17 protein-coding genes are annotated in these 20,130 nt (G+C 72.7%); 9 read left to right on the top strand and 8 right to left on the bottom strand.

Annotation, left to right across the window (positions count from 1 at the left end):
* Positions 1 to 503, top strand: a 503-nt coding sequence (locus D3105_RS19325; RefSeq protein ID WP_240646957.1) for a sensor histidine kinase, incomplete at its 5' end; no start/stop codon positions are given.
* Here the strand turns inward: D3105_RS19325 and D3105_RS19330 are convergent.
* The gene (locus D3105_RS19330) at positions 437 to 2,035 is read right to left on the bottom strand and encodes a VWA domain-containing protein (RefSeq protein ID WP_118904378.1); all 1,599 of its coding nucleotides are present in this window, start codon (positions 2,033 to 2,035) and stop codon (positions 437 to 439) included. The two genes, D3105_RS19325 and D3105_RS19330, sit on opposite strands and share 67 nt — an antisense overlap.
* Before the next feature lie 294 nt (positions 2,036 to 2,329).
* Here D3105_RS19330 and D3105_RS19335 point away from each other — a divergent pair, with 294 nt between their 5' ends.
* Together D3105_RS19335 and D3105_RS19340 are read left to right on the top strand one after the other, a co-directional pair.
* Positions 2,330 to 4,399, top strand: coding sequence for a PhoX family protein (locus D3105_RS19335; RefSeq protein WP_118904379.1), 2,070 nt, complete (start codon positions 2,330 to 2,332; stop codon positions 4,397 to 4,399).
* A gap of 83 nt (positions 4,400 to 4,482) precedes the next feature.
* Positions 4,483 to 4,884: an RNA-binding S4 domain-containing protein gene (locus tag D3105_RS19340; RefSeq protein WP_118904380.1), complete on the top strand. Its 402-nt coding sequence runs from the start codon at positions 4,483 to 4,485 to the stop codon at positions 4,882 to 4,884.
* Positions 4,885 to 4,934: 50 nt separating this feature from the next.
* Here the strand turns inward: D3105_RS19340 and D3105_RS19345 are convergent, their stop codons facing one another.
* Together D3105_RS19345 and D3105_RS19350 are read right to left on the bottom strand one after the other, a co-directional pair.
* A complete protein-coding gene (locus D3105_RS19345) occupies positions 4,935 to 5,180 on the bottom strand; it encodes a DUF2630 family protein (RefSeq protein WP_065482508.1) in 246 nt (81 codons plus the stop codon).
* Between the two features lie 78 nt (positions 5,181 to 5,258).
* Positions 5,259 to 6,188 (bottom strand): hypothetical protein, encoded by a 930-nt coding sequence (locus tag D3105_RS19350; protein WP_240646958.1) that lies wholly within the window; start codon positions 6,186 to 6,188, stop codon positions 5,259 to 5,261.
* Between the two features lie 131 nt (positions 6,189 to 6,319).
* On the opposite strand from D3105_RS19350, the gene D3105_RS19355 reads away from it, so the two are divergent.
* The 5 genes from D3105_RS19355 to D3105_RS19375 all read left to right on the top strand — a co-directional run bounded on the left by D3105_RS19355 (position 6,320) and on the right by D3105_RS19375 (position 10,609).
* Positions 6,320 to 6,727 carry a hypothetical protein gene (locus tag D3105_RS19355; protein WP_118904381.1) on the top strand — a complete coding sequence of 136 codons (408 nt, stop codon included), beginning with the start codon at positions 6,320 to 6,322 and terminating at the stop codon, positions 6,725 to 6,727.
* A 94-nt stretch (positions 6,728 to 6,821) separates the two neighbouring features.
* Positions 6,822 to 7,391 (top strand): NADPH-dependent FMN reductase, encoded by a 570-nt coding sequence (locus D3105_RS19360; RefSeq protein ID WP_118904382.1) that lies wholly within the window; start codon positions 6,822 to 6,824, stop codon positions 7,389 to 7,391.
* A gap of 75 nt (positions 7,392 to 7,466) precedes the next feature.
* The gene (locus D3105_RS19365) at positions 7,467 to 8,438 is read left to right on the top strand and encodes an ATP-binding cassette domain-containing protein (RefSeq protein ID WP_118904383.1); all 972 of its coding nucleotides are present in this window, start codon (positions 7,467 to 7,469) and stop codon (positions 8,436 to 8,438) included.
* On the top strand, positions 8,435 to 9,292 hold the full coding sequence (locus tag D3105_RS19370; RefSeq protein WP_118904384.1) for an ABC transporter permease: 858 nt from the start codon (positions 8,435 to 8,437) through the stop codon (positions 9,290 to 9,292). The genes D3105_RS19365 and D3105_RS19370 overlap by 4 nt, the downstream gene beginning before the upstream one ends.
* 126 nt (positions 9,293 to 9,418) lie before the next feature.
* Positions 9,419 to 10,609 carry a MerR family transcriptional regulator gene (locus D3105_RS19375; RefSeq protein ID WP_118904385.1) on the top strand — a complete coding sequence of 397 codons (1,191 nt, stop codon included), beginning with the start codon at positions 9,419 to 9,421 and terminating at the stop codon, positions 10,607 to 10,609.
* A 94-nt stretch (positions 10,610 to 10,703) separates the two neighbouring features.
* Here the strand turns inward: D3105_RS19375 and D3105_RS19380 are convergent, their stop codons facing one another.
* From D3105_RS19380 to D3105_RS19395, 4 genes are all read right to left on the bottom strand, one after another.
* On the bottom strand, positions 10,704 to 14,249 hold the full coding sequence (locus D3105_RS19380; protein WP_118904406.1) for an ATP-binding protein: 3,546 nt from the start codon (positions 14,247 to 14,249) through the stop codon (positions 10,704 to 10,706).
* 85 nt (positions 14,250 to 14,334) lie between these two features.
* Entirely contained in the window at positions 14,335 to 14,757 is a 423-nt protein-coding gene (locus tag D3105_RS19385; protein ID WP_030585746.1) for a universal stress protein, read from the bottom strand.
* A gap of 126 nt (positions 14,758 to 14,883) precedes the next feature.
* Positions 14,884 to 15,552: an FMN reductase gene (locus tag D3105_RS19390; protein WP_118904386.1), complete on the bottom strand. Its 669-nt coding sequence runs from the start codon at positions 15,550 to 15,552 to the stop codon at positions 14,884 to 14,886.
* 5 nt (positions 15,553 to 15,557) lie between these two features.
* Positions 15,558 to 16,649, bottom strand: a complete 1,092-nt coding sequence (locus tag D3105_RS19395; protein ID WP_003967991.1) for an LLM class flavin-dependent oxidoreductase — start codon at positions 16,647 to 16,649, stop codon at positions 15,558 to 15,560.
* 357 nt (positions 16,650 to 17,006) lie between these two features.
* Between D3105_RS19395 and trpS the strand changes: the two genes are divergently transcribed.
* A complete protein-coding gene (gene trpS / locus D3105_RS19400) occupies positions 17,007 to 18,062 on the top strand; it encodes a tryptophan--tRNA ligase (protein WP_118904407.1) in 1,056 nt (351 codons plus the stop codon).
* Positions 18,063 to 18,090: 28 nt separating this feature from the next.
* Here the strand turns inward: trpS and D3105_RS19405 are convergent, their stop codons facing one another.
* Positions 18,091 to 20,094 carry an NAD-binding protein gene (locus tag D3105_RS19405; RefSeq protein ID WP_118904387.1) on the bottom strand — a complete coding sequence of 668 codons (2,004 nt, stop codon included), beginning with the start codon at positions 20,092 to 20,094 and terminating at the stop codon, positions 18,091 to 18,093.
* Positions 20,095 to 20,130: the final 36 nt, after the last annotated feature.

Raw genomic sequence — 20,130 nt, forward strand, 5'->3', positions numbered from 1 at the left:
GCTATCCCGTGCTACGGGGCGGGGGCGGGGGCGGCGACGGCCGGGGGGGCCGGGATGCAGACGGCGACGGCCCGGAGGTGAACGTCTCGGTGGCCGCCTGTTCCCTGCGCGGCAACCGGCTGCTGCTCGCCCAGCTGGTGGCGAACCTGCTGGCCAACGCGGTCACGTACAACGTGCCGGGCGGCTCGGTGGAGGTCGCGCTGAGCGGGGAGGGTGCCCTGCTGGTGCGCAACACCGGCCCGGTGGTCTCCGAGGCCGATGTCGCGGGGTTCTTCGAGCCGTTCCGGCGGGGCGAGGGCCGGGACCGGATGGGCCCGGGGTCGGGCCTCGGCCTGTCGATCGTCCGGTCGATCGCGGTGGCCCACGGCGGTACGGTCACGGCGGTCCCGGGCCCGGAGGGCGGCGGTCTCGCCGTGACCGTACGACTGCCGGTCGATCAGGCCCCGGAGCCGGCCTCGCGCGCGGCGGTCCAGTCCGGCAGACCGGCGAGGATCTCCCGGTAGAGCTCGGCGTCCGCGATCTCGCGGGGGGCCGGTCCGGCGTGGAAGAACCCGGCGTTCGGGGCGTCGAGCTTCCGCAGGAAGTCGAAGCCCTTCGCGTCCTGCTCGCCGAAGGCGACGAACTGGAAGAACAGCGGCAGCCGCGCCGCGTCCGCGAGGGCCTGCCGGGCGGCCTGCTTGGCGTCCGGCGGACCGTCCGTCTGGAAGATCACGAGAGCCGGACCGGTGGCCTCCGTCTTCTCGTAGTGCGCGACGACCTCCTCGACCGCGCGGTGGTAGTGCGTCCGGCCCAGTCGGCCGAGGCCCGCGTGGAGCTCGTCGACGCGGCCCTCGTGTCCGGAGAGCTCCAGGGAACCGGTGCCGTCGATGTCCGTCGAGAAGAAGACGACCTGCACGGTGGCGTCCTCGTCCAGGTGAGCGGCGAGCGCGAGCGTCCGGTCGCCCAGGTGCTGGGCGCTGCCGTCCTTGTAGAACGGCCGCATCGAGCCGGAGCGGTCGAGCACCAGGTAGACGCGGGCGCGGAGCCCGGTCAGCCCGTGTGCCTTGAGCGCCGCCTGGGCCGCCTTGTACGGGGCGGCGAGCTGCGGAGCACGCGACTTGACCCGCGCGAGCGTGGTGGCGGGCTTGCCGGGGGCGGGCTCCGACGCGGCCGGGGCCGGCTCCTCCGCTGCGGCCGGGGCCACCGGGGTCTCCGCGACGGCCGGGGCTTCCGCGGCGGCCGGGGTCTCGGGGGCCGCCGCGGGCTCCGGGACGACCGGATCCTCTGCGGCGACCGGGGTCTCCGGAGTGGCAGGAGTCTCTACGACGACGGCCGGGGGCTCGGTGGCAGCCAGGGGCTCGACGGTCTTCGGTGCCGATGCGGCCCCAGGGGTCTCGGGCGCCTCGGTGGCCTTCGGGGCCTCGGCGGCGGCCTGCGGAGCCTCGGGGGCGCTCTGCGGGGCCTTGGCCGGAGCCGCCGCTGCCGGTTCGGGCGCGGTCTCCTGGGCCGGTGCGGGCTTCGCGGCCTCGTCGAGGTCGAGGTCGATCGTGATCGGCTCCGGCGCCGCCTCGGGCTCCTCGGCCTCGACGGGCGCCTCGGCGACCACCGGCTCGTCGGCCTTGACCGGCTCCTCGGCCTTCTCGGCGGCGACCGGCTCCTCGGCCTTCTCGGCGGCGACCGGCTCCTCGGGCTTCTCCGTCTTCGGCGAGTCCTTCGGGGCGTCGGCCGGAGCGTCGTCGAGGGCGCCCTCGGGAGCCGACCCCTGCGTGGGGACGGTCGGGGACGCCGGCGCGGCGGCCGCCTTGTCGAAGGCCTCCGCCACCAGGTCGGCGGCCAGCGAGCCGTCACGGTCCGTGGATCCGGCGGCGGGGGACGAGGGCGAGGCCGGGGCCGGGATCGACGCCTTCGGCTCCGCAGCGGGCTCGACCGCCGAAGTGGTCTCCGGCTCCGTCTCCTTGGGCTGAGTGCGCTCGGCCTGGGGCGGGACGGTGGCCGTGGTCGGCTCGTCCTGCTCCGTGCGGCCGAACACCTTACGCAGCAAGCTCCGAATGCCCATGGGCGAGGCCTTTCGCATGAGTTGAGTGCGGTGAATGTCCGACCTGGGGCGAATTCATCCCTGGCCAGGACGGATACGTAAGGTTAGCGGCCGGATCCGGCCGTTCGCCGGTGCGGCCCACCCCTGCGTCAACCGAGCCGAAACCGTTCCCGGACCGAGTCCACCGCGCTGTCCACCGCCGGCCCTCAAAGGAACAGCGGTGGCCCGGACTTCACCCGCCGTTCACCGGGAGTCCCTCGGACCGGGTGGAGGCGCACCTACCGTCACGCACGACACCAGACGGAGGGAATCCACGTGCGCAATCTGCTGCCGTTCATCAGCTCGCATCCCGGTGGGCGTTCCGCGCTGACCTGCCGCTTCCGCTGTGGGGACGCCTGCTTCAAGGAGACGCCCAACAACAGCGACAACGAGTACGCCGGCGACATCATCGCCGGTGCCGTGTCGCGCCGCTCGATGATGCGCGCCGCCGCTGTGGTCACCGTCGCCACCGCCGCCGGGACCGCCGCGCTGACCGGCCCGAGCGCCCCGCAGGCCGAGGCCGCCGCGCTCGCCGGGCACGGCAACAAACCGGGCCGTCCCCAGAAACCGGGGGCGTCCGGCGCGCGTGGCCTGCGGTTCTCGCCGGTCGCACCCAACAAGGACGACAAGGTCACGGTCCCCGACGGGTACGCCCAGAACGTGGTGATCCGCTGGGGCGAGCCGATCCTGCGCGGCGCTCCCGCCTTCGACCCGGACAAGCAGACGGCGAAGGCGCAGGCGGGCCAGTTCGGTTACAACAACGACTTCCTCTCCCTGCTCCCGCTGCGCGGCGAGCGCGGCCGTCAGGTCATGGTCGCGAACCATGAGTACACGGACGAGATCCTCATGTTCCGCGGTTACGATCCGGCCAACCCGACCCGCGAGCAGGTGGAGATCGCCTGGGCGGCGCACGGACTCTCCGTGGTCGTCGTCCAGGAGGAGCACCGCACCGGCAAGCTGGGCCCGGTCAACCGGCACCCGCTGAACCGCCGGCTGACCGCGACCAGCGAGTTCCGCATGACGGGTCCGGCCGCCGGGAGCACCCTGCTGCGCACGTCCGCCGACCGCACCGGCCGCAAGGTGCTCGGCACCCTCAACAACTGTGCGGGCGGCACCACCCCGTGGGGCACCACGCTGCACGGCGAGGAGAACTTCAACCAGTACTTCGCCAACGGCACGACTGCCATGCACAAGCGGTACGGGATCGGCACGAGCGCCTCCGAGCGCAAGTGGGAGCGGTTCGACCGGCGGTTCGACCTGGCGAAGGAGCCCAACGAGGCCAACCGCTTCGGCTGGGTCGTCGAACTCGACCCGTACGACCCGGACTCCACCCCGCGCAAGCGGACCGCGCTGGGCCGGTTCAAGCACGAGGCCGCGCAGCCCCGGCTCACCTCCGACGGCCGCCCGGTCGTCTACATGGGCGACGACGAGAAGTTCGACTACCTCTACAAGTTCGTCTCCAGCAAGCGCATGAAGAAGGGGAACTCGCGTGCCGCCCGCGAGCACAACCTGACGCTGCTGGACGAGGGCACGCTGTACGTCGCCAAGCTCACCGGCGACTCGCCGGTCAACGAGATCGACGGCACCGGAAAGCTGCCCAACGACGGGGAGTTCGACGGCAGCGGTGTCTGGATCCCGCTGGCCACCGGTACCACCTCGCACGTTCCGGGCATGACCGCCGAGGAGGTGTACGTCTACACGCGCCTCGCCGGTGACAAGGTCGGCGCGACCAAGATGGACCGTCCCGAGGACGTCGAGCCCTCGCCGCGCACCGGCCGGGTCTACGTGGCGCTCACCAACAACTCGGACCGCGGCAAGGAGGGCAAGCCCGGCGCGGACGAGGCGAACCCGCGCAACGCCAACAAGCACGGGCAGATCCTGGAGCTCGCGGAGAACTGGGACGACCCGACGAGCGACGGCTTCGCCTGGCGGCTGTTCCTCGTGGCGGGCGACCCGGACGACCCGGCGACGTACTTCGCCGGCTTCCCCAAGTCGAGCGTCAGCCCCATCTCCTGCCCGGACAACGTGGCGTTCGACGCCCACGGCAACCTGTGGATCTCCACCGACGGCAACGCGCTCGGCTCGCACGACGGGCTGTTCGGCGTGGCCACCCACGGTGACCGGCGCGGTGAGCTGAAGCAGTTCCTCACCGTTCCGACCGGGGCCGAGACCTGCGGCCCCGTCATCCAGGACCGCCGGGTCCTGGTGGCGGTCCAGCACCCGGGCGAGATCGACGGGGCCTCCGTGGAGAAGCCGGCGAGCGCCTGGCCCGACGGACCGGGCAAGATCGTCCGCCCCTCGGTCGTCGCTGTCTGGCGCAAGGACGGGCGCGACATCGGCGTGTGAGGTCCGGCAGGAAGTGGACCGGGCGGCAGGCGGGGGCCCTATTGCCTCTCGCCTGCCGCCCGGTCCGCATTAGAGTCGAAGGCATGGTTTCCGGTGACGCGCCGCAGGCGGAAGGAAGCGTCCGGGTCGACGTGTGGATCTGGTCGGTCCGGCTGACGAAGACCCGTGCCCAGGCGGCCGCCGCCTGCCGGGCGGGACATGTGAAGGTCGGCGGCGACCGGGCCAAGCCCGCACAGGCCGTACGCGTCGGCGACGAGGTGCGGCTCCGGCACGCGGGACGGGACCGGGTGGTCGTCGTCTCGAAGATCGTGAAGAAGCGGGTCGGCCCGCCGGTAGCCGTGGAGTGCTTCGTCGACAACAGTCCGCCCCCGCCGCCCCGCGAGATGGCGATCCAGGTGCCCGTACGGGACCGGGGCGCGGGCCGTCCGACCAAGCGCGACCGCCGGGAGATGGAACGACTTCAGGGCCGCTCGCCGGAGAACTGAGCCCACGGTGGAACGGAACTCCGGCCCGGTGTTTCACGTGAAACACCGGGTCAGCTCTGGTACCCCTCCACCTCGTCGGCGGGGCGGACCTTCGCCGTCGAGGGGTCCTCGCCGTACTCGCTGAGCGCCCGCCGTCGGCGCAGCAGGTCCCAGCACTGGTCGAGCTGGACCTCCACCGCCCGCAGCCGGGCCTTCTCGTCAGTGGACAGGCCCATCTTCGCCACGGAGCGGTCGCGCAGGTCGCGTTCCTCGGAGACCAGTTCGTCGATGTGCTCGAAGATGTCGCTGTCGGCCATGACGCCTCTTTCGGGTTCGTTCGGCGGCGGTCGTCGCTCGGTGGCGGTCCCGGATCCCACTCTCTCCCGGGCACCGCCTCATCGCACGTCGGCCGGGGCCTTCCCACGCCGCAGGAGCACCCGGGCCAGCACCGCTCCCACCAGCAGGACCGCGCCGACCGCCAGCACCCACCACACCGTGGTCCGCAGCGAGGCGGTCAGGGCGTCGACCACCGCTGCGGCCGCGTCCCGGTCGCCGCCCGGTACCTCGTCCAGCACCCGGCCACGGCCGACCGAGACCAGCACCCGGAGCACGATCGCACCGAGCACGAACCCCGCGCCCACGATCGCAGTGGCCCACAATCCGGCCCGCAGCCCGCCCCGTACGGTCGCGATGCCCACGACCAGGACGAGGAGCACGAGCGTGGCGACGGCCGGCCAGATGCTGCAGTAGCGGAGCCAGCGGAACGAGTCCCGGAGCTCGTCGGCCTGACCGGGGCCGAGCAGGGTGATCTCCGTCCGCTCGACGGGGATCTGGTCCGCGAACGGCACCCCGTCGCGTACCAGGTCCTGTTTGACCTGGTCGATCACCGGGGCCAGATCGATCGTGACGGCCTGTCCGCTGTCGCCGTCCAGGGCGGCCGTCACCGCCTCGTGAGCGGTGCGGTTCGCGGTGTCCCAGGCGTCGCGGAAGGCCTCGGTGGTGGTGAACGACCGGACGGTCTCGTGCAGGAAGTCCCGGACCGTGTCCTGGAGCGGACCGAGATCGATCTGCCGCATCGCCTCCTCGGTGACCAGGTCCGTGACGGTGGCCTGGACCGCCGGGTCGGAGGAGAGCGGGGACACGGCGGCGACGTAACGGTCGGTGTCGTCGATCTCCAGGTCCACCCAGGCCGAGAGCGCGCTCAGCGGTACGAGGACGGCGAGCAGGACGAGCAGGACCGCCGAGAGAGCCGCCGGGACCGCCGAGATCGCCGAGGCCGGGGTGGTCGACGGCGTCGGGGAGGTGCCCGTGGAAGAGGTGCGCACTCCTCCAGACAATCCGGTCCGGAGCCGGGCCGCTCCGGACCGTACGCCATTCGAGTTGCCGGGCGACGCGGTCGGGTGTGCTCTGGAGAAACGGGGGCGTGCGACGGGGGCGACGGAAGGAGCTGTCCGCGATGGCCACACACGCAGCCATGCCCGGCCGAAGGGGGGCCCGCGCCCATGCGCGGACCCGTCATCACACCCCGCTCGCCTGGGCGCTGCCTCTGGTGCTCGGCGTGATCTACGGGTTCTACGCGGCGTTCATCCGCCGCGACGGCGGTCCCAGCACCGGCGGGCAGGTCCTGCTCGGTCTCGTCTCCGGGGTCGCTCTGGCGGCCCTCTGCTTCGCGCTGGGCCGGATCCAGCACTCGCTGCCGCGCGAGCTGCGGGCAGCCGCCTACGGCGCCCTGACCGCGTGCGCGATCGGCTTCCTGGTGAGCCTCACCGACACCAGCGTGCTGCGGTCGACCGGCCTGGGGCTGGCCGTCGGGGCCGGCGTCCTCGTCGTGTCGTACTACTACCTCTACTCGCGGGAGACCTGACGGCTCACCGCGAGGCGCGGCCGCCAGATTGAATCTGGCGGCCGCGCCTCTCCGTCTCGCGCCCAAGAGGTGAGAGCGGGAGGAGGAACGAGCGATGACGACGGACAACGCTCCGCTGCGGGTAGCGGTGATCATCGGCAGTACTCGCGAGGGCCGCATCGGCGATGCGGTCGGCCGCTGGTTCATGGAGCGGGCCCGGCACCGGAGCGAGCTGGACCTCGCTGTGCTCGACCTCGCCGATTTCGACTTCCCCGTGCACTACCCGGGGCGGGCGACCGGCCAGATGACGGAGTTCACCGAGGAGATCGCCAGCGCCGAGGCCTTCGTCGTGGTCACCCCGGAGTACAACCGCTCGTTCCCCGCCTCCCTGAAGCAGGCCATCGACTTCGCCTATGACGAATGGCAGACCAAACCGGTCGCCTTCGTGAGCTACGGACACGGTTCCGCCGGGCTGTACGCCGTGGAGCAGCTGCGCTCGGTCTTCACCGAGCTGCACACGGTGACCCTGAGGAACGGGGTCGCGCTCGACGTCCTCCAGCAGCCGCTGGAGGAGCACCCCGGCGACATCGGACGGGACCGGTCCGTGGGTCTCATGCTCGACCAGCTCGGCTGGTGGGGCTGGGCCCTGCGCGAGGCGCGCGCCGTCCGCCCCTACGTCTCATGACCGGCTCCTTCCCACGAGCAGCCGGAGCAGGGTGCGGATCACCGACTTCCACCGACGACCACCAAGGAATGGATCATGAGTACTGAACTGGCCATCGAGACCACGGGGCTGGTGAAGGTCTTCGGCGACAACCGCGCGGTGGACGGCATCGACCTCGCGGTCCCCACGGGCACCGTCTACGGCGTCCTCGGACCCAACGGCGCCGGCAAGACCACCGCCGTCCGCATGCTCGCCACCCTGCTGCGCCCCGACGGCGGCTCGGCCCGGGTCTTCGGCAAGGACGTCGTGAAGGACGCCGACGCGGTCCGCAGTCGGGTCAGTCTGACCGGCCAGTACGCCTCGGTGGACGAGGACCTGACCGGCACGGAGAACCTCGTCCTGCTCGCCCGGCTGCTGGGCCACTCCAAGCCGGCGGCGCGGGACCGGGCGGAGCAGCTGCTCGACGGGTTCGGGCTGAGCGAGGCGGCGGGAAAGCAGGTGAAGAACTACTCGGGAGGCATGCGGCGGCGCATCGACATCGCCGCGTCCATCCTCAACACCCCGGACCTGCTGTTCCTGGACGAGCCGACCACCGGACTCGACCCCCGCAGCCGCAACCAGGTGTGGGACATCGTGCGCGCGGTCGTCGCCCACGGCACCACGGTCCTGCTGACCACCCAGTATCTGGACGAGGCCGACCAGCTGGCCTCCCGGATCGCGGTGATCGACCACGGCAAGGTCATCGCCGAGGGAACCAAGGGCGAGCTGAAGGCCTCCGTCGGCGCCGGCACCGTCCATCTGCGGCTGCGGGACGCCGACCAGCGGGCCGAGGCGCAGCAGGTGCTGGCGCTCGCGCTGAACGCGGACGTCCAGCTGGACGCGGACCCGGTGGCGCTGACCGCCCGGGTCGACGGGCAGAGCACCGAGCAGGGCGCGGCGGAGCACGCCGGGCGTGCCCTGGCCGAGCTGGCCAGGTGCGGCATCACGGTCGACAACTTCTCGCTGGGGCAGCCCAGCCTCGACGAGGTCTTCCTCGCACTCACGGACAAGAAGGGAGTGGCGGCATGAGCACCGCGACCGCCAAGACGGAGCCCGAGGACGTCGCGCTCGCCGCGCCCGACCAGGAGCGCCTCTCGGCGCTCCTGGTGGGCCAGGACCGCCCGCCGAGGCCCAGCGCCCTGTCGGCATCGCTGGCCTTCGGCTGGCGCGCCATGCTGAAGATCAAGCATGTGCCGGAGCAGCTCTTCGATGTGACGGCTTTCCCGATCATGCTGGTCCTGATGTACACGTACCTCTTCGGAGGGGCGCTGGCCGGCTCCACGGAGGAGTACATCCAGTTCCTGCTGCCCGGCATCATGGTGATGAGCGTCGTGATGATCACGATGTACACGGGTATCGCGGTGAACACGGACATCGCCAAGGGCGTCTTCGACCGGTTCCGCACACTGCCGATCTGGCGGCCCGCCCCGATGGTCGGCTATCTGCTCGGCGACGTCCTGCGCTATCTGCTGGCGTCGGCGGTCATGCTCGCCATCGGCATGCTCATCGGGTTCCGTCCCGAGGGCGGGGTGCTCGGAGTGCTGGCGGGCATCGCGCTGCTGATCGTGTTCTCGTTCGCGTTCTCCTGGATCTGGACCATGTTCGGGCTGCTGCTGCGCTCCGAGAAGTCGGTGATGGGCGTCAGCATGATGGTGATCTTCCCGCTGACCTTCCTCAGCAATGTCTTCGTCGACCCGAAGACGATGCCGGGCTGGCTCCAGGCCTTCGTGAACAACAGCCCGGTCACCCACCTCGCCACGGCGGTGCGCGAGCTGATGGCGGGCAACTGGCCCGCCGCCGACATCGCCTGGACGCTGGGGTGGTCCGGGGTGCTCATGGCGGTCTTCGGCGTCGTGACGATGCGGCTGTACAACCGCAAGTGACCGACGGTGGGCGCGCCCTCCGGTGGTATCGGGAGCGTTCTCCCCGCCATCCTTGACCTTCCCTGTGGGGGAAGCCCCAGCATCGGTGGGGCCGGGCGGAAGGCGCCCGGTACGAGGAGGTACGGGGTGGAACGGGAAGGCCGTGCGGTGGGCGCCGCGAGCGGGGATCTGGTGACGATCGGGGAGTTCGCCCGGTCGTCCCGGCTCTCCGCCAAGGCGCTCCGGCGCTACGACGAACTGGGCCTGCTCCGGCCCGCCCTGGTCGACCCGGTGAACGGCTACCGGTACTACGACCCGGCGCAGGTGGAGGGGGCCCGGCTCGTGGCGTGGCTGCGCAGGATCGGCATGCCGCTGAACCGGATCGGCCGGGTGGTGGCGCTCGACGCGGGTGCCGCGGCCGTGGAGATCCGGGCCTACTGGGCGCGGGTGGAGGCCGAGACGGCGGCCCGGCGCGATCTGGCGATGTACCTCGTCGACCATCTGTCAGTGGAGGGCAGGACGATGGCGCGGATGCCGGACAACGCAGAGGACACGGGAAGTTCGGGAAGTGCGGGGGCGGGCGCGGGGGCGCTTGCGATCCGGTGCGCAGCGCTGACCGATATCGGGGTGGTGCGCACGGCGAATCAGGACGCGGCGTTCGCGGGGCCGCGGCTGCTGGCAGTCGCGGACGGTTTCGGGGAGGGCGGGGCCGAGGCGAGTGCCGCGGCGATCGAGGCGCTCAAGCCGTCCACGTGGGGCAGGGAGGGCGCGCTGTCCGCCGCGGACCTGCTGAACGCCCTGGAGGACACGGCGGATTCGGCTGCGCGGGCGGTCCGGGAGGCGGTCGCGCCCTGTGCGGCTCCGGACGGTTCGGGGACCACGCTCACCGCGATGCTCTGGACCGGTTCGCGGCTCGGGCTCGTGCACATAGGGGACTCGCGGGCCTATCTGCTGCGGGGCGGGGAGCTGTTCCGGATCACGCACGACCACAGCCTGGTCCAGTCGATGATCGACGACGGTTCGCTGAGCCCGGAGGAGGCCGCTTCGCACCCGGCGCCGGCCCTGTTGCTGAAGGCGCTGGTCGGCGAGGCACGCCCGGCGGCGGTGCCCGTTGCGAGCCGCCCGGACGTTCGCCTGCGGGAGGCGCAGGCGGGAGACCGCTATCTGCTGTGTTCGGACGGCCTGTCGACGGTGGTGGACACGGCGGACCTGCGGGCGGCGGTCGTCACGGCGGACGACCCGCAGGAGGCGGTACGCCGGTTGGTCGACCTGGCCCGCGAGGCGGGCGGGCCGGACAACGTGGCGTGTGTCGTGGCCGACGTGGTCGTCGAGGAGTGAGGAGCAGCGCCGCCAGGAGGACGGGCCCGGGGGCCGGCCGGGGCGCGGGGCGAACGGCCGGGCCGGAGCGCTCCGGAGGCCGGAGGGGCGCGGGTCAGAGCCGCCAGTCGGGGGAGTGCTCGGGGCGGTAGGCGCAGGTGGTCCCGGTTGTGACGGAGGCCTTGAGGTGGGCGGCCAGCGCGGGGTGCAGGGTGTCCAGCTTGCGCAGGGTGTCGCGGATCCGGGCGGTGACCGTCTTGCGGGCCCGCTCGGTCTGGTCGCCCAGTCGGCGGGTCCGGCCGCCGAGCCCGGCCGCGGTGCGCAGCTCGTCGAGGAGGGCCTGCCGCTCCCGGCCGTACTTCTCCACCTGCTGGGTGTCGTCCCGGGCGGCTGCGCGGTCTATCTCGGCGTCCAGCCGGTCCAGGTGTTCCTTGTAGCGGCGCTTGGCCTCCTCGTCGAGCACCGGATCGCCGCCGAGCTGCCCGGTGGCGACGACGAGGTCCCCGCCCTCGGGCGCGAGGAGCCGGACGGCCGGGACGTCGGCGCCGGGGAGCCCCAGCAGGCTGTGCAGGTCCCGCAGCCCCTTGGCGTCCGGGACGTGCACGGTCACCCCGCCCCACCGCAGCTGCCACACCGGCCCGTTCCGCCGGAATTCGGCGGGCGCCCCGTCCGGCGCGGCGGCCCTCTCCCGGCCCGGCGCCGACGCGTCCCGGCCCGGCGCCGCTGCCGTGTCCCGGCCCTCTGCCAACCCGGCCCCGCTCCCGCTCGGGTCGGGGTCCGGGCCCTGCGTCCGTGAGACGGAGGTGGCCGCGGAGGCATCGGCCGCCGCGGTGGCCGGGGCCAGGACGGCAGTGACGGTGGCGGAGGCCCTCAGGGGCGGGGGCGAACGGAGGGCGGCGGCCTCGGCCTCCACATGGGCCAGGGCCAACTCACCGGCCTCCCGAGCCACTTCGCCGAGCAGCCGACGAGCCCGGTCCGCGTCGCCGGCCAAGGAGCCTTCGCCCGCACCCGAGTCCTCGCCCGCGCCGGAGCCGTCGCCCGCGCCGGAGCCGTCGCCCGCGCCGGAGCGGGCGAGCAGGGAACGGGCCAGGCCCAGGCGGGCGCGTACGGCCCAGGGGCGGGCGCCTAGGCGGTCCGAGGAGGCGGCGGCCTCGGTGAGCGCCGCCACCGCCGCGTCCTGGTCGTCGCGTGCGGCGGCGAGCATCCCGAGCCAGAGGTCGACGGGGCCGCCGATGTCGCACCCGTACAGCGAGACGACCCACTGGCCCGTGTAGGGGGTCAGCTCGTCCTCGGCGCGGGCGATGAGACGCGGGTCGCCCGTCACCGTGGCCGTCTGGGCCAGCAGCCTGAGCCAGAGCGGCATGAACGCCCGGGGGTAGGGGGCGGCGCGGTCCGCGTGCTCGGCGATCAGGCGCAGCGCGGGTGTGGCGTCGCCCTGCTCCACCGCGGTGACCGCCTCCAGCAGCCCGGGACAGGGATATCCGGCGGCGGGAAGCTCGGCGAGGACTTCCTCGGCCTCGGCGAAGTGGCCCTGGAGCAGATGCAGCGCCCAGTGCAGATGGTGACCCATGAATCCGAAAGCCGCGTGGTCGTTGTTCTCCGGGTCGAGGGCGTCGTCCGCCAGCGCGGTGGACGCCTCGGCGAACCGGCCCTGCAGCGCGGCGATCAGGCTGGTGTCGACGGCGATACCCAGGGCGAACCGGGGCAGCGCGGTCAGCTCGGCGAGCCGGACGAACGTACGGAACTGGTCGAGGAAGGCCGGGTCGCCCAGCTCCAGCAGCGCCACCCAGCGCATGGACGCCGCGTGCAGCTCCATGTCGTGGTGCTGGGTGCGCCGGCCGACGACGGTCATCTCGTCGGTCAGCCCGAGCCGCTCCACCGCCGAGCCGAGACCCCACACGGAGTCGTGGCGCGCCCAGAGCGAGAAGGCGAGCGCCTCGTCGTCCGAGCCGCTCCGGGCCAGCGCCATGAAGTTGATGGCCAGCTCCTGGGCGAGCCGGTCGTCGGAGAGGGTCTCCTGGCCCTCCTTGCCGGTGATCCTGCGGTGCGCCTCGGCGAGGAGGCCGCTCGTGGACATGCCGGGGCCGCCCAGGGGCCCGTCGTGGTGGAGGGTGATCGCGACCCGGCCCAGCAGCTCCGGGTCGTCCAGCTCCCGGGCCCGGGCGACCGCCCCGTCCACCAGGCGCTGTGCCTCGGCGGTCTCCCCCGCGTGCCGGAGCTGTCCGGCCAGGTCGAGGCCGATCAGCACGGCCCTCCGGTGGTCCGGGTCCTCGCCGGAGGCCACGGCGAGGGCGCGCCGGTAGTGGCCGACGGCCTCCTCGTCGGCCAGCCGCCCCCCGGCGTCCCGGGCGGCCGCCAGCAGCAGGGCGATACGGCGGTCGCGCTCCAGCGCGTCGCCGGCGAGGTGGGCGTGGCGGGCCAGGGCGCCGGGCGGCACCGCGTCGCCGAGGCCGCCGTGCGCGTCCAGGGCCCGTACGGCGGCGGCATGGCGTTCATGGGCCTCGGCGTCGTCCAGGGAGGCGTACAGCGTCTCGCGCAGGAGGTCGTGGGCGAAGGCGTACTGGCCGGACGGGCGGGGAACGACAACCCGGGCGACGACGGCCGACTCCAGCAGCCGGTCCACGTGGGGGACCGGCGCCCCGTGCACGACTGCCAGCACCTGCCGGCGGAACTCCCGGCCGAGCAGGGCGGCGCTGGTCAGCAGCGACACGACCGGCTGGGGCAGCAGGGCGAGCCGCTGGCGGACCGCCTCCCGCACGCCGGGCGGAATGGTGGAGACCGGGGATCCGCTGTGCCAGAGCCGGGCGGTCTGCTCGACGAAGAAGGGGTTGCCGCCGGTACGCCGGTGGACCTCGTCGACGAGGTGCGGCGCGGGCTCACGGCCCGTCGTCACCGTCATCAGTGCGCCCACCTCGTCCCGGCCGAGGCCGGTCAGGGTGAGGGTCGCGGCGGCGCGCGAGACCAGGGGCAGGATCAGCTGCTGGAGCGGGTGACCGGGGGCCTCCACCTCGACGTCCCGGTAGGTGCCGATGAGCAGCAGCCGCTCGAACCAGGCGTGCTGGGCGGCAAATTCGAGCAACCGCAGCGAGGCCGGGTCGGAGCTGTGCAGATCGTCGAGGACGACCACCAGCGGCCGGCTCTGGGAGACCGTGACGAGGGCCGTGGTCACCGCGTCGAAGAGCCCGAAGGCCTCGGCTCCGTCCGACGAACCCCACCCCGGCGGTCCCCCGCCCGCCCAGTCACCGCCGGGCGGGCCCGTGTCGCCCTGTGCCCCGGCTTCCGCGCCGGGCTCGCCCCCGTGAGCGCCGTGAGCACCACCCGTGGCGACAGCGGCCGGGTCGCCGAGGAGCACGGCGAGCCGGCCGTCCGACGCCTCCTGGGCCGCCGCCCATTCCGCCGCCGTGGCCGACCGGCGCAGGCCGCGCAGGATCTGGACCCAGGGCCAGTAGCCCGGGGTGTTGTCCGAGTCCCAGCAGGAACCCCCGACCACCAGCGCCCCGCGCCGCCGCGCCTCGTGCGCGGCGTCGGTGACGAGGGTGCTCTTGCCGATCCCGGCCTCACCGGTGACCAGCACGAGACCGCCGTGGCTGTCCGTGGCCCGGGCGATCTCCGAGCGGAGAACGCCTGCGGGGTGGTCGCGCCCGAAGAGAGCAGGGGTCATGACCACACGATAGGAGCAGCCACTGACAACGGCCCCTCGTTTCTTGCGGGAGCGGCCCGCGGCTCGCTCCCGCCCCGCCCCTCCCTCAGTCGCGGACCACCGTCACCGGGCACGGCGCGTGCTGCGTGACGTGGAGGCTGACCGAGCCGAGCAGGGTGGCCTTGAAGCCGGTGTGGCCGCGGGCTCCCACGACGAGCAGGTCGGCGCCCTGGGCGCGGTCCAGCAGGGCCTGGGCCGGATTGCCGATGACCACGACCTTGCTGACCGCGGCGGCCCCGGCGGCGCCGAGGGCCTCCTCCAGCGCTTCGTTGAGGGAGACGGTGGCCAGGGCCTGCGGGTCGAAGTCCTCCGGCATGCCCGGCATCATCGACGCCCAGCTGGTGGCGGGGTACTCCCAGCTGTTCACGGCCTCCACCGTGGCGCCGGTCAGCTCGGCCTGCCGTACGGCCCAGTGCAGTGCCTTGATCGAGGAGTCGGAGCCGTCGACGCCCACAACGATCCTGCCCATATCTGCCTCCAGCTCGGTCGCGCTCGGTACAGCATCCGGTCTCACTGTAATCAAATAGGGCAATCGGGGCGGGTCGATGACCCGCCCCGATTGCCCCGCCGGTTTCCCCGCAACCTAGCGCCGGTCTCAGTCCAGCCGCAGGTCCGCGAGCTGCTGCTCGAAGGGGACGACCGCGTCCTCCCCGTCGTTCAGGCCCAGGGCCCGCGAGGCCCCGGAGACCGTACGGCCCAGGACCGCGGAGGCCAGCTCACCGCCCGCGCGCCGGATCCGGGACGGCAGGCCCTCGGTGTACTCGTCGCCCGAGGAGCCCCAGTCCTCCGAGGCCGCGTAGACGGAGGTGGGCACGGTGACGGCCCGCAGATAGGCGAAGAGCGGACGCAGGGCGTGCTCCAGGACCAGCGAGTGCCGGGCCGTGCCGCCCGTCGCGGCGATCACGACGGGCTTGCCGGTCAGCGCGGTGTGGTCGATCAGGTCGAAGAACGACTTGAACAGACCGCTGTACGAGGCGGTGAACACCGGCGTCACGGCGATCAGCCCGTCGGCCTCCGTCACCGCGTCGATCGCCTCGCGCAGCCCGGCCGACGGGAACCCGCTGACCAGGTGGTTCGCGATGTCCACGGCGAGATCGCGCAGCTCGATGACGCGGACCTCGACGTCTCTGTCGTTTCCTTCCTGCTCGGCCGTGAGGCGCTCACGGGTGGCGGCGGCCAGCCGGTCGGCCAGCAGCCGGGTGGAGGACGGCTGGCTGAGCCCGGCCGATACGGCGACGATGCGCAGCGGTGTGGTGGCGAACATCGGGGTCAGGACTCCTTTCCGGAGGCTCGGGCGGCGGCGACCGCCGGGTGGACGGGCGCGGACTCCGGCACACCGGCCGGCCGCAGGTTGGCGAACTCCTTGCGCAGCACGGGCACGACCTCCTCGCCGAGGATGTCGAGCTGCTCCAGGACCGTCTTCAGCGGGAGCCCCGCGTGGTCCATCAGGAACAGCTGGCGCTGGTAGTCGCCGACCGCGTCCCGGAACGTCAGCGTCCGCTCGATGACCTCCTGCGGGGAGCCCACGGTCAGCGGGGTCTCGCGGGTGAAGTCCTCCAGGGACGGGCCGTGGCCGTAGACCGGCGCGTTGTCGAAGTACGGGCGGAACTCCCGTACCGCGTCCTGCGAGTTCTTCCGCATGAACACCTGGCCGCCGAGCCCGACGATGGCCTGTTCGGCGGTGCCGTGCCCGTAGTGGGCGTAGCGGCGCCGGTAGAGGTCCACCATCTTCCTGGTGTGCTCCATGGGCCAGAAGATGTTGTTGTGGAAGAAGCCGTCACCGTAGTAGGCGGCCTGCTCGGCGATCTCGGGGGAGCGGATGGAGCCGTGCCAGACGAACGGCGGGACGCCGTCCAGCGGGCGCGGGGTGGCGGTGAAGGACTGGAGCGGCGTACGGAACTTGCCCTCCCAGTCCACGACATCCTCGCGCCACAGCTTGTGCAGCAGGGCGTAGTTCTCGATCGCCATCGGAATGCCCTGGCGGATGTCCTTGCCGAACCAGGGGTAGACCGGCCCGGTGTTGCCCCGGCCCATCATCAGGTCGACGCGGCCGTCCGCGAGGTGCTGGAGGGTGGCGTAGTCCTCGGCGATCTTCACCGGGTCGTTGGTGGTGATCAGCGTCGTGGACGTGGACAGGATCAGGTTCTCGGTACGGGCGGCGATGTAGCCGAGCGTCGTCGTCGGGGAGGACGGGACGAACGGCGGGTTGTGGTGCTCGCCGGTCGCGAAGACGTCCAGGCCGACCTCCTCGGCCTTCTGCGCGATGGCCAGGGTCGCCTTGATCCGCTCGTTCTCGGTGGGGGTCCGGCCGGTGGTCGGGTCGGTCGTGACGTCCCCGACGGTGAAGATCCCGAACTGCATGGCGTCCGCCTTCCTGAGTCCCGGCCGGGGTCGCGACCCTTGACCGATTTGGTTGAACGTTGAACTACACCCTACAACGGGACCCCTCTCCGACCTATTCCACGTCCGCCTCCGGGCACCTGTCAGCCGGGCGTGGGGCCGCTACACTCGGCCCATGACCTCCGTCCCCTGCCGAAACTGGTGGCGCTCCTCATAGGAGCGGCCACAGCATCTGCACGGAACCAGGGCCGTTCGACAAGGACGGCCCTTTTCGCTGCCCTCGTACGGCGCGGACACGGATGACGGAGCGCAGCGGCGCTCACCGGCGGGGCCGTCCCTCACGTACCAGTCACGCGAGGAGAGGCACCCACCATGACCATGACCACGACCACCGCCGAGCCCCGATCCACCGAGCCCCGCACCGCCGACCTGGAGCGCCGCATCGCCCAGGACCCCGGCGGCTTCCGGGTCCTCACCGGGGACCGCCCCACCGGCGCCCTTCACCTCGGCCACTACTTCGGCTCCCTGCGCAACCGGGTCCGCCTCCAGGATCTCGGCGTGGACGTCATCGTCCTCATCCCCGACTACCAGGTCATCACCGACCGGGACACCGCCGAGCGGCTCGGGGAGTACACCGACGGGCTGCTCCTGGACTACCTGGCCCTCGGTATCGACCCCGCCCGGTCCACCGTCTTCTGCCACAGCGCCGTCCCCGCGCTCAACCAGCTCATGCTGCCCTTCCTGAGCCTGGTCTCCGTCGCGGAGCTGAACCGCAACCCCACCGTCAAGGACGAGATCGCGCACTCCCGGCAGTCCACGGTCAGCGGGCTGATGCTCACCTACCCGGTCCACCAGGCCGCCGACATCCTGTCCTGCAAGGGCAACCTGGTCCCGGTCGGGCGCGACCAGGCGCCCCACCTGGAGGTCACCCGGACGATCGCCCGCCGCTTCAACGAGCGGTACGGCCCCGTCTTCCCGGAACCGGACATCCTGCTCTCCGCCGCACCCCTCCTGCTCGGCACGGACGGTACGAAGATGAGCAAGAGCCGGGCCAATTCCGTGCCGCTCTCCGCCACCGCAGACGAGACCGCCCGCCTTCTCAAGGGCGCGACCACGGACGCCGACCGGCGCATCACCTACGACCCCGACACCCGCCCCCACGTCTCCTCCCTGGTGCTGCTGGCCGCCCTCTGCCTGGACCAGGACCCGCACGAGGTCGCGGCGGAGATCGGCGACGGCGGGGCGGCGGCGCTGAAGCGGACGGTGACCGACGCGGTCAACAGCCACCTGGCCCCCTTCCGGGCCCGGCGGGCGGAGTACGCGAAGGACCTGACGTACGTACGGTCGGTGCTCCGGGCGGGCAACGAGCGGGCGAACGCCCTGGCGGAGGCCACGCTGGACGAGGTACGGGAGGCGATGGGCGCGTTCCGGTAGTCGGCCGGGCAGCGGGGAAGCCCGCCCCCTACCGCCCCGGCACCGCCGACCGCTGTCGTCGCAGCAGCTCCGCGAGGCCCCGGCGGGTGGCGGCGATCACCACCCGGTCCTGGGCGCGCAGGACGTAGCCGGGGTGCAGGTCCCAGACCAGGCCGGAGGGCGGCGGTGTCGCGTCACCCTCCGGGTCGAACGGGGGCAGGGCGGCCAGGTCCGGGTTGCGGTCGGCGGGCGGGGTGGCGTCGATGGCCAGCACCCGCCAGGCGCCCGCCCGGAAGGCCTGCTCGACCGTGTGGCCCTCCAGCTGCGGGTGCCCCGCGACCTCCAGGGCGGCGAACAGCATCACCTTGCGCTCGACCGGGATCGCGCCGAGGATCTGGCGGCCCATCATGGCGCCTGCGAACGCCGGAGCGGCGAGATGGGAGACCGAGCGGGAGCGGGTCAGGGCCTGGGGGTGCGCGGTGCGAAGGGTGCGGTAGACGGCGGTGGCGAACTCGTCGTCGTACAGCCGCAGCGCGACCCTCAGGTCGGGTTTCACCGAACGGGCGTACAGCGTCGCTTCCAGGTTCGTCGTGTCGACGCTGGTGAGCGCGAGGAGAGCGTGGGCTCGGTGGACCTTGGCCGCTTCGAGAACGCCTTCCTGGGTGACGTCGCCGATGACGGTCGGCACGTGCATGGACCGGGCCAGCGGGATGCCGCGTGCCTCCGTGTCCTCCTCGACGACGACCACGGGAATGTCGAGTTCCCTCAGGCGTACGAGGACGCGCGTACCGATCTTGCCGAGCCCCAGCAGCACCACGTGCCCCGAGAGGCCGCGGGGGGGACGGCGCAGGGAGGAGGCTGTGCGCAGAGTGCCGAACGCCTCCAGGAGGGCGGCGATCAGCAGCGGCAGCAGGAGCAGACCGGCGATACCGGAGAGGATCTGGATGATCTGCCGGGCCGGCGGCGCGCCCTCGGCCGGGTCGTTCATGCCCAGCAGGTCGAGGACGGTGAGGTAGGCGGAGTGGAGCGCGGAGTCCTTGGTGGTCAGCAGCGAGGCGATCACCAGCGCCACCGCGGCGAGCGCGAAGCCGAGGGCGGACCAGCGCAGCCGCCGGGAGAAGATCTGGGCGAGCGGTGCGCCCCTGCCGCCCATCCGGGTCGCCGGACGGTCCGGATCGGCCCGGCTGATCGCTTCGAGGACCACCGTGCCCCGGCCGGTCGCCTCGGCGACGGCGCGTTCGTCGGGCAGGAGCTGCGGGGCCTCGTCGCCGCTGCTGTCCGAACCTTCGGCACCCGCGGGGTCGTTGGTGGTGGAGGAGAGCAGGGCGAGGGTGCACAGACCGGGGTCGGCGCTCTCGCCGGGGCGCGGCGGCGGGCGCTCGGCGGCCCGCAGGAGCAGCCCCTCGGCCTGGATGATCTTGCTGCTGCCGGTGAGGGCGGTGGCGGCGAGCGCCGGGGCCGCGGTGTCGGCGTCGGACAGGACGGTGGTGGAGGCGTCCAGCAGCGCCGGGTCGATACCGGGCATGGCGACGGCCGCCGCCTGGTCGAGCAGCTCTTCCAGATGCTGGCCGAGCTTGCGGTTGTAGAGCCGGATCACCAGCCGCAGACGGGGATTGAGGCGGCGGGCGGTCAGGGCGGCGCGGATGTTGCGCTCGTCGTCGTCGTAGACGAGGGCGAGGGCGGCGGCCCGGTCGATGCCCGCCTCCTCCAGGACGTCGTCGGAGGGCTCGGGCGCCTCCATGATGCGGACGGCCTCGACCCCGGCGTTGGTGTCGCCGCTGCCGCCGGTGGTCCCGTTGCCGTTGCCCGCGCGGTTCATCGCCGCCGACATCCGGCCGAACAGGGCGGCCGCCCGGCCCCGTTGGGTCAGCGGGGTCTCGGGGTTGTTCGCGTCCCGGCCGGGCGGCAGGAGCAGCGTGACCCGTTCCCCGTAGATGAAGCGCAGCTCCACCGCGAGCCGCCGCGCCAGGGCGTCGTCACCGCAGACGATCATGTGGCCGGAGGACGGCGGCCGTCCCGGCTGCTGAGGAAGTGGAGGCACGAAACCCAGCATGCCGTGATCCTTCCGGCTCGGTCTTCCCGATCAGGC

It is taken from the genome of Streptomyces globisporus (assembly GCF_003501885.1).
Lineage (GTDB): Bacteria > Actinomycetota > Actinomycetes > Streptomycetales > Streptomycetaceae > Streptomyces > Streptomyces globisporus_D.

Coding starts and splice junctions, on each gene's coding strand:
- D3105_RS19330 (WP_118904378.1), bottom strand. CDS start 2,035: ATGGGCATTCGGAGCTTGCTGCGTAAGGTGTTCGGCCGCACGGAGCAG.
- D3105_RS19340 (WP_118904380.1), top strand. CDS start 4,483: ATGGTTTCCGGTGACGCGCCGCAGGCGGAAGGAAGCGTCCGGGTCGAC.
- D3105_RS19345 (WP_065482508.1), bottom strand. CDS start 5,180: ATGGCCGACAGCGACATCTTCGAGCACATCGACGAACTGGTCTCCGAG.
- D3105_RS19355 (WP_118904381.1), top strand. CDS start 6,320: ATGGCCACACACGCAGCCATGCCCGGCCGAAGGGGGGCCCGCGCCCAT.
- D3105_RS19360 (WP_118904382.1), top strand. CDS start 6,822: ATGACGACGGACAACGCTCCGCTGCGGGTAGCGGTGATCATCGGCAGT.
- D3105_RS19365 (WP_118904383.1), top strand. CDS start 7,467: ATGAGTACTGAACTGGCCATCGAGACCACGGGGCTGGTGAAGGTCTTC.
- D3105_RS19370 (WP_118904384.1), top strand. CDS start 8,435: ATGAGCACCGCGACCGCCAAGACGGAGCCCGAGGACGTCGCGCTCGCC.
- D3105_RS19380 (WP_118904406.1), bottom strand. CDS start 14,249: ATGACCCCTGCTCTCTTCGGGCGCGACCACCCCGCAGGCGTTCTCCGC.
- D3105_RS19385 (WP_030585746.1), bottom strand. CDS start 14,757: ATGGGCAGGATCGTTGTGGGCGTCGACGGCTCCGACTCCTCGATCAAG.
- D3105_RS19390 (WP_118904386.1), bottom strand. CDS start 15,552: ATGTTCGCCACCACACCGCTGCGCATCGTCGCCGTATCGGCCGGGCTC.
- D3105_RS19395 (WP_003967991.1), bottom strand. CDS start 16,649: ATGCAGTTCGGGATCTTCACCGTCGGGGACGTCACGACCGACCCGACC.
- trpS (WP_118904407.1), top strand. CDS start 17,007: ATGACCACGACCACCGCCGAGCCCCGATCCACCGAGCCCCGCACCGCC.
- D3105_RS19405 (WP_118904387.1), bottom strand. CDS start 20,094: ATGCTGGGTTTCGTGCCTCCACTTCCTCAGCAGCCGGGACGGCCGCCG.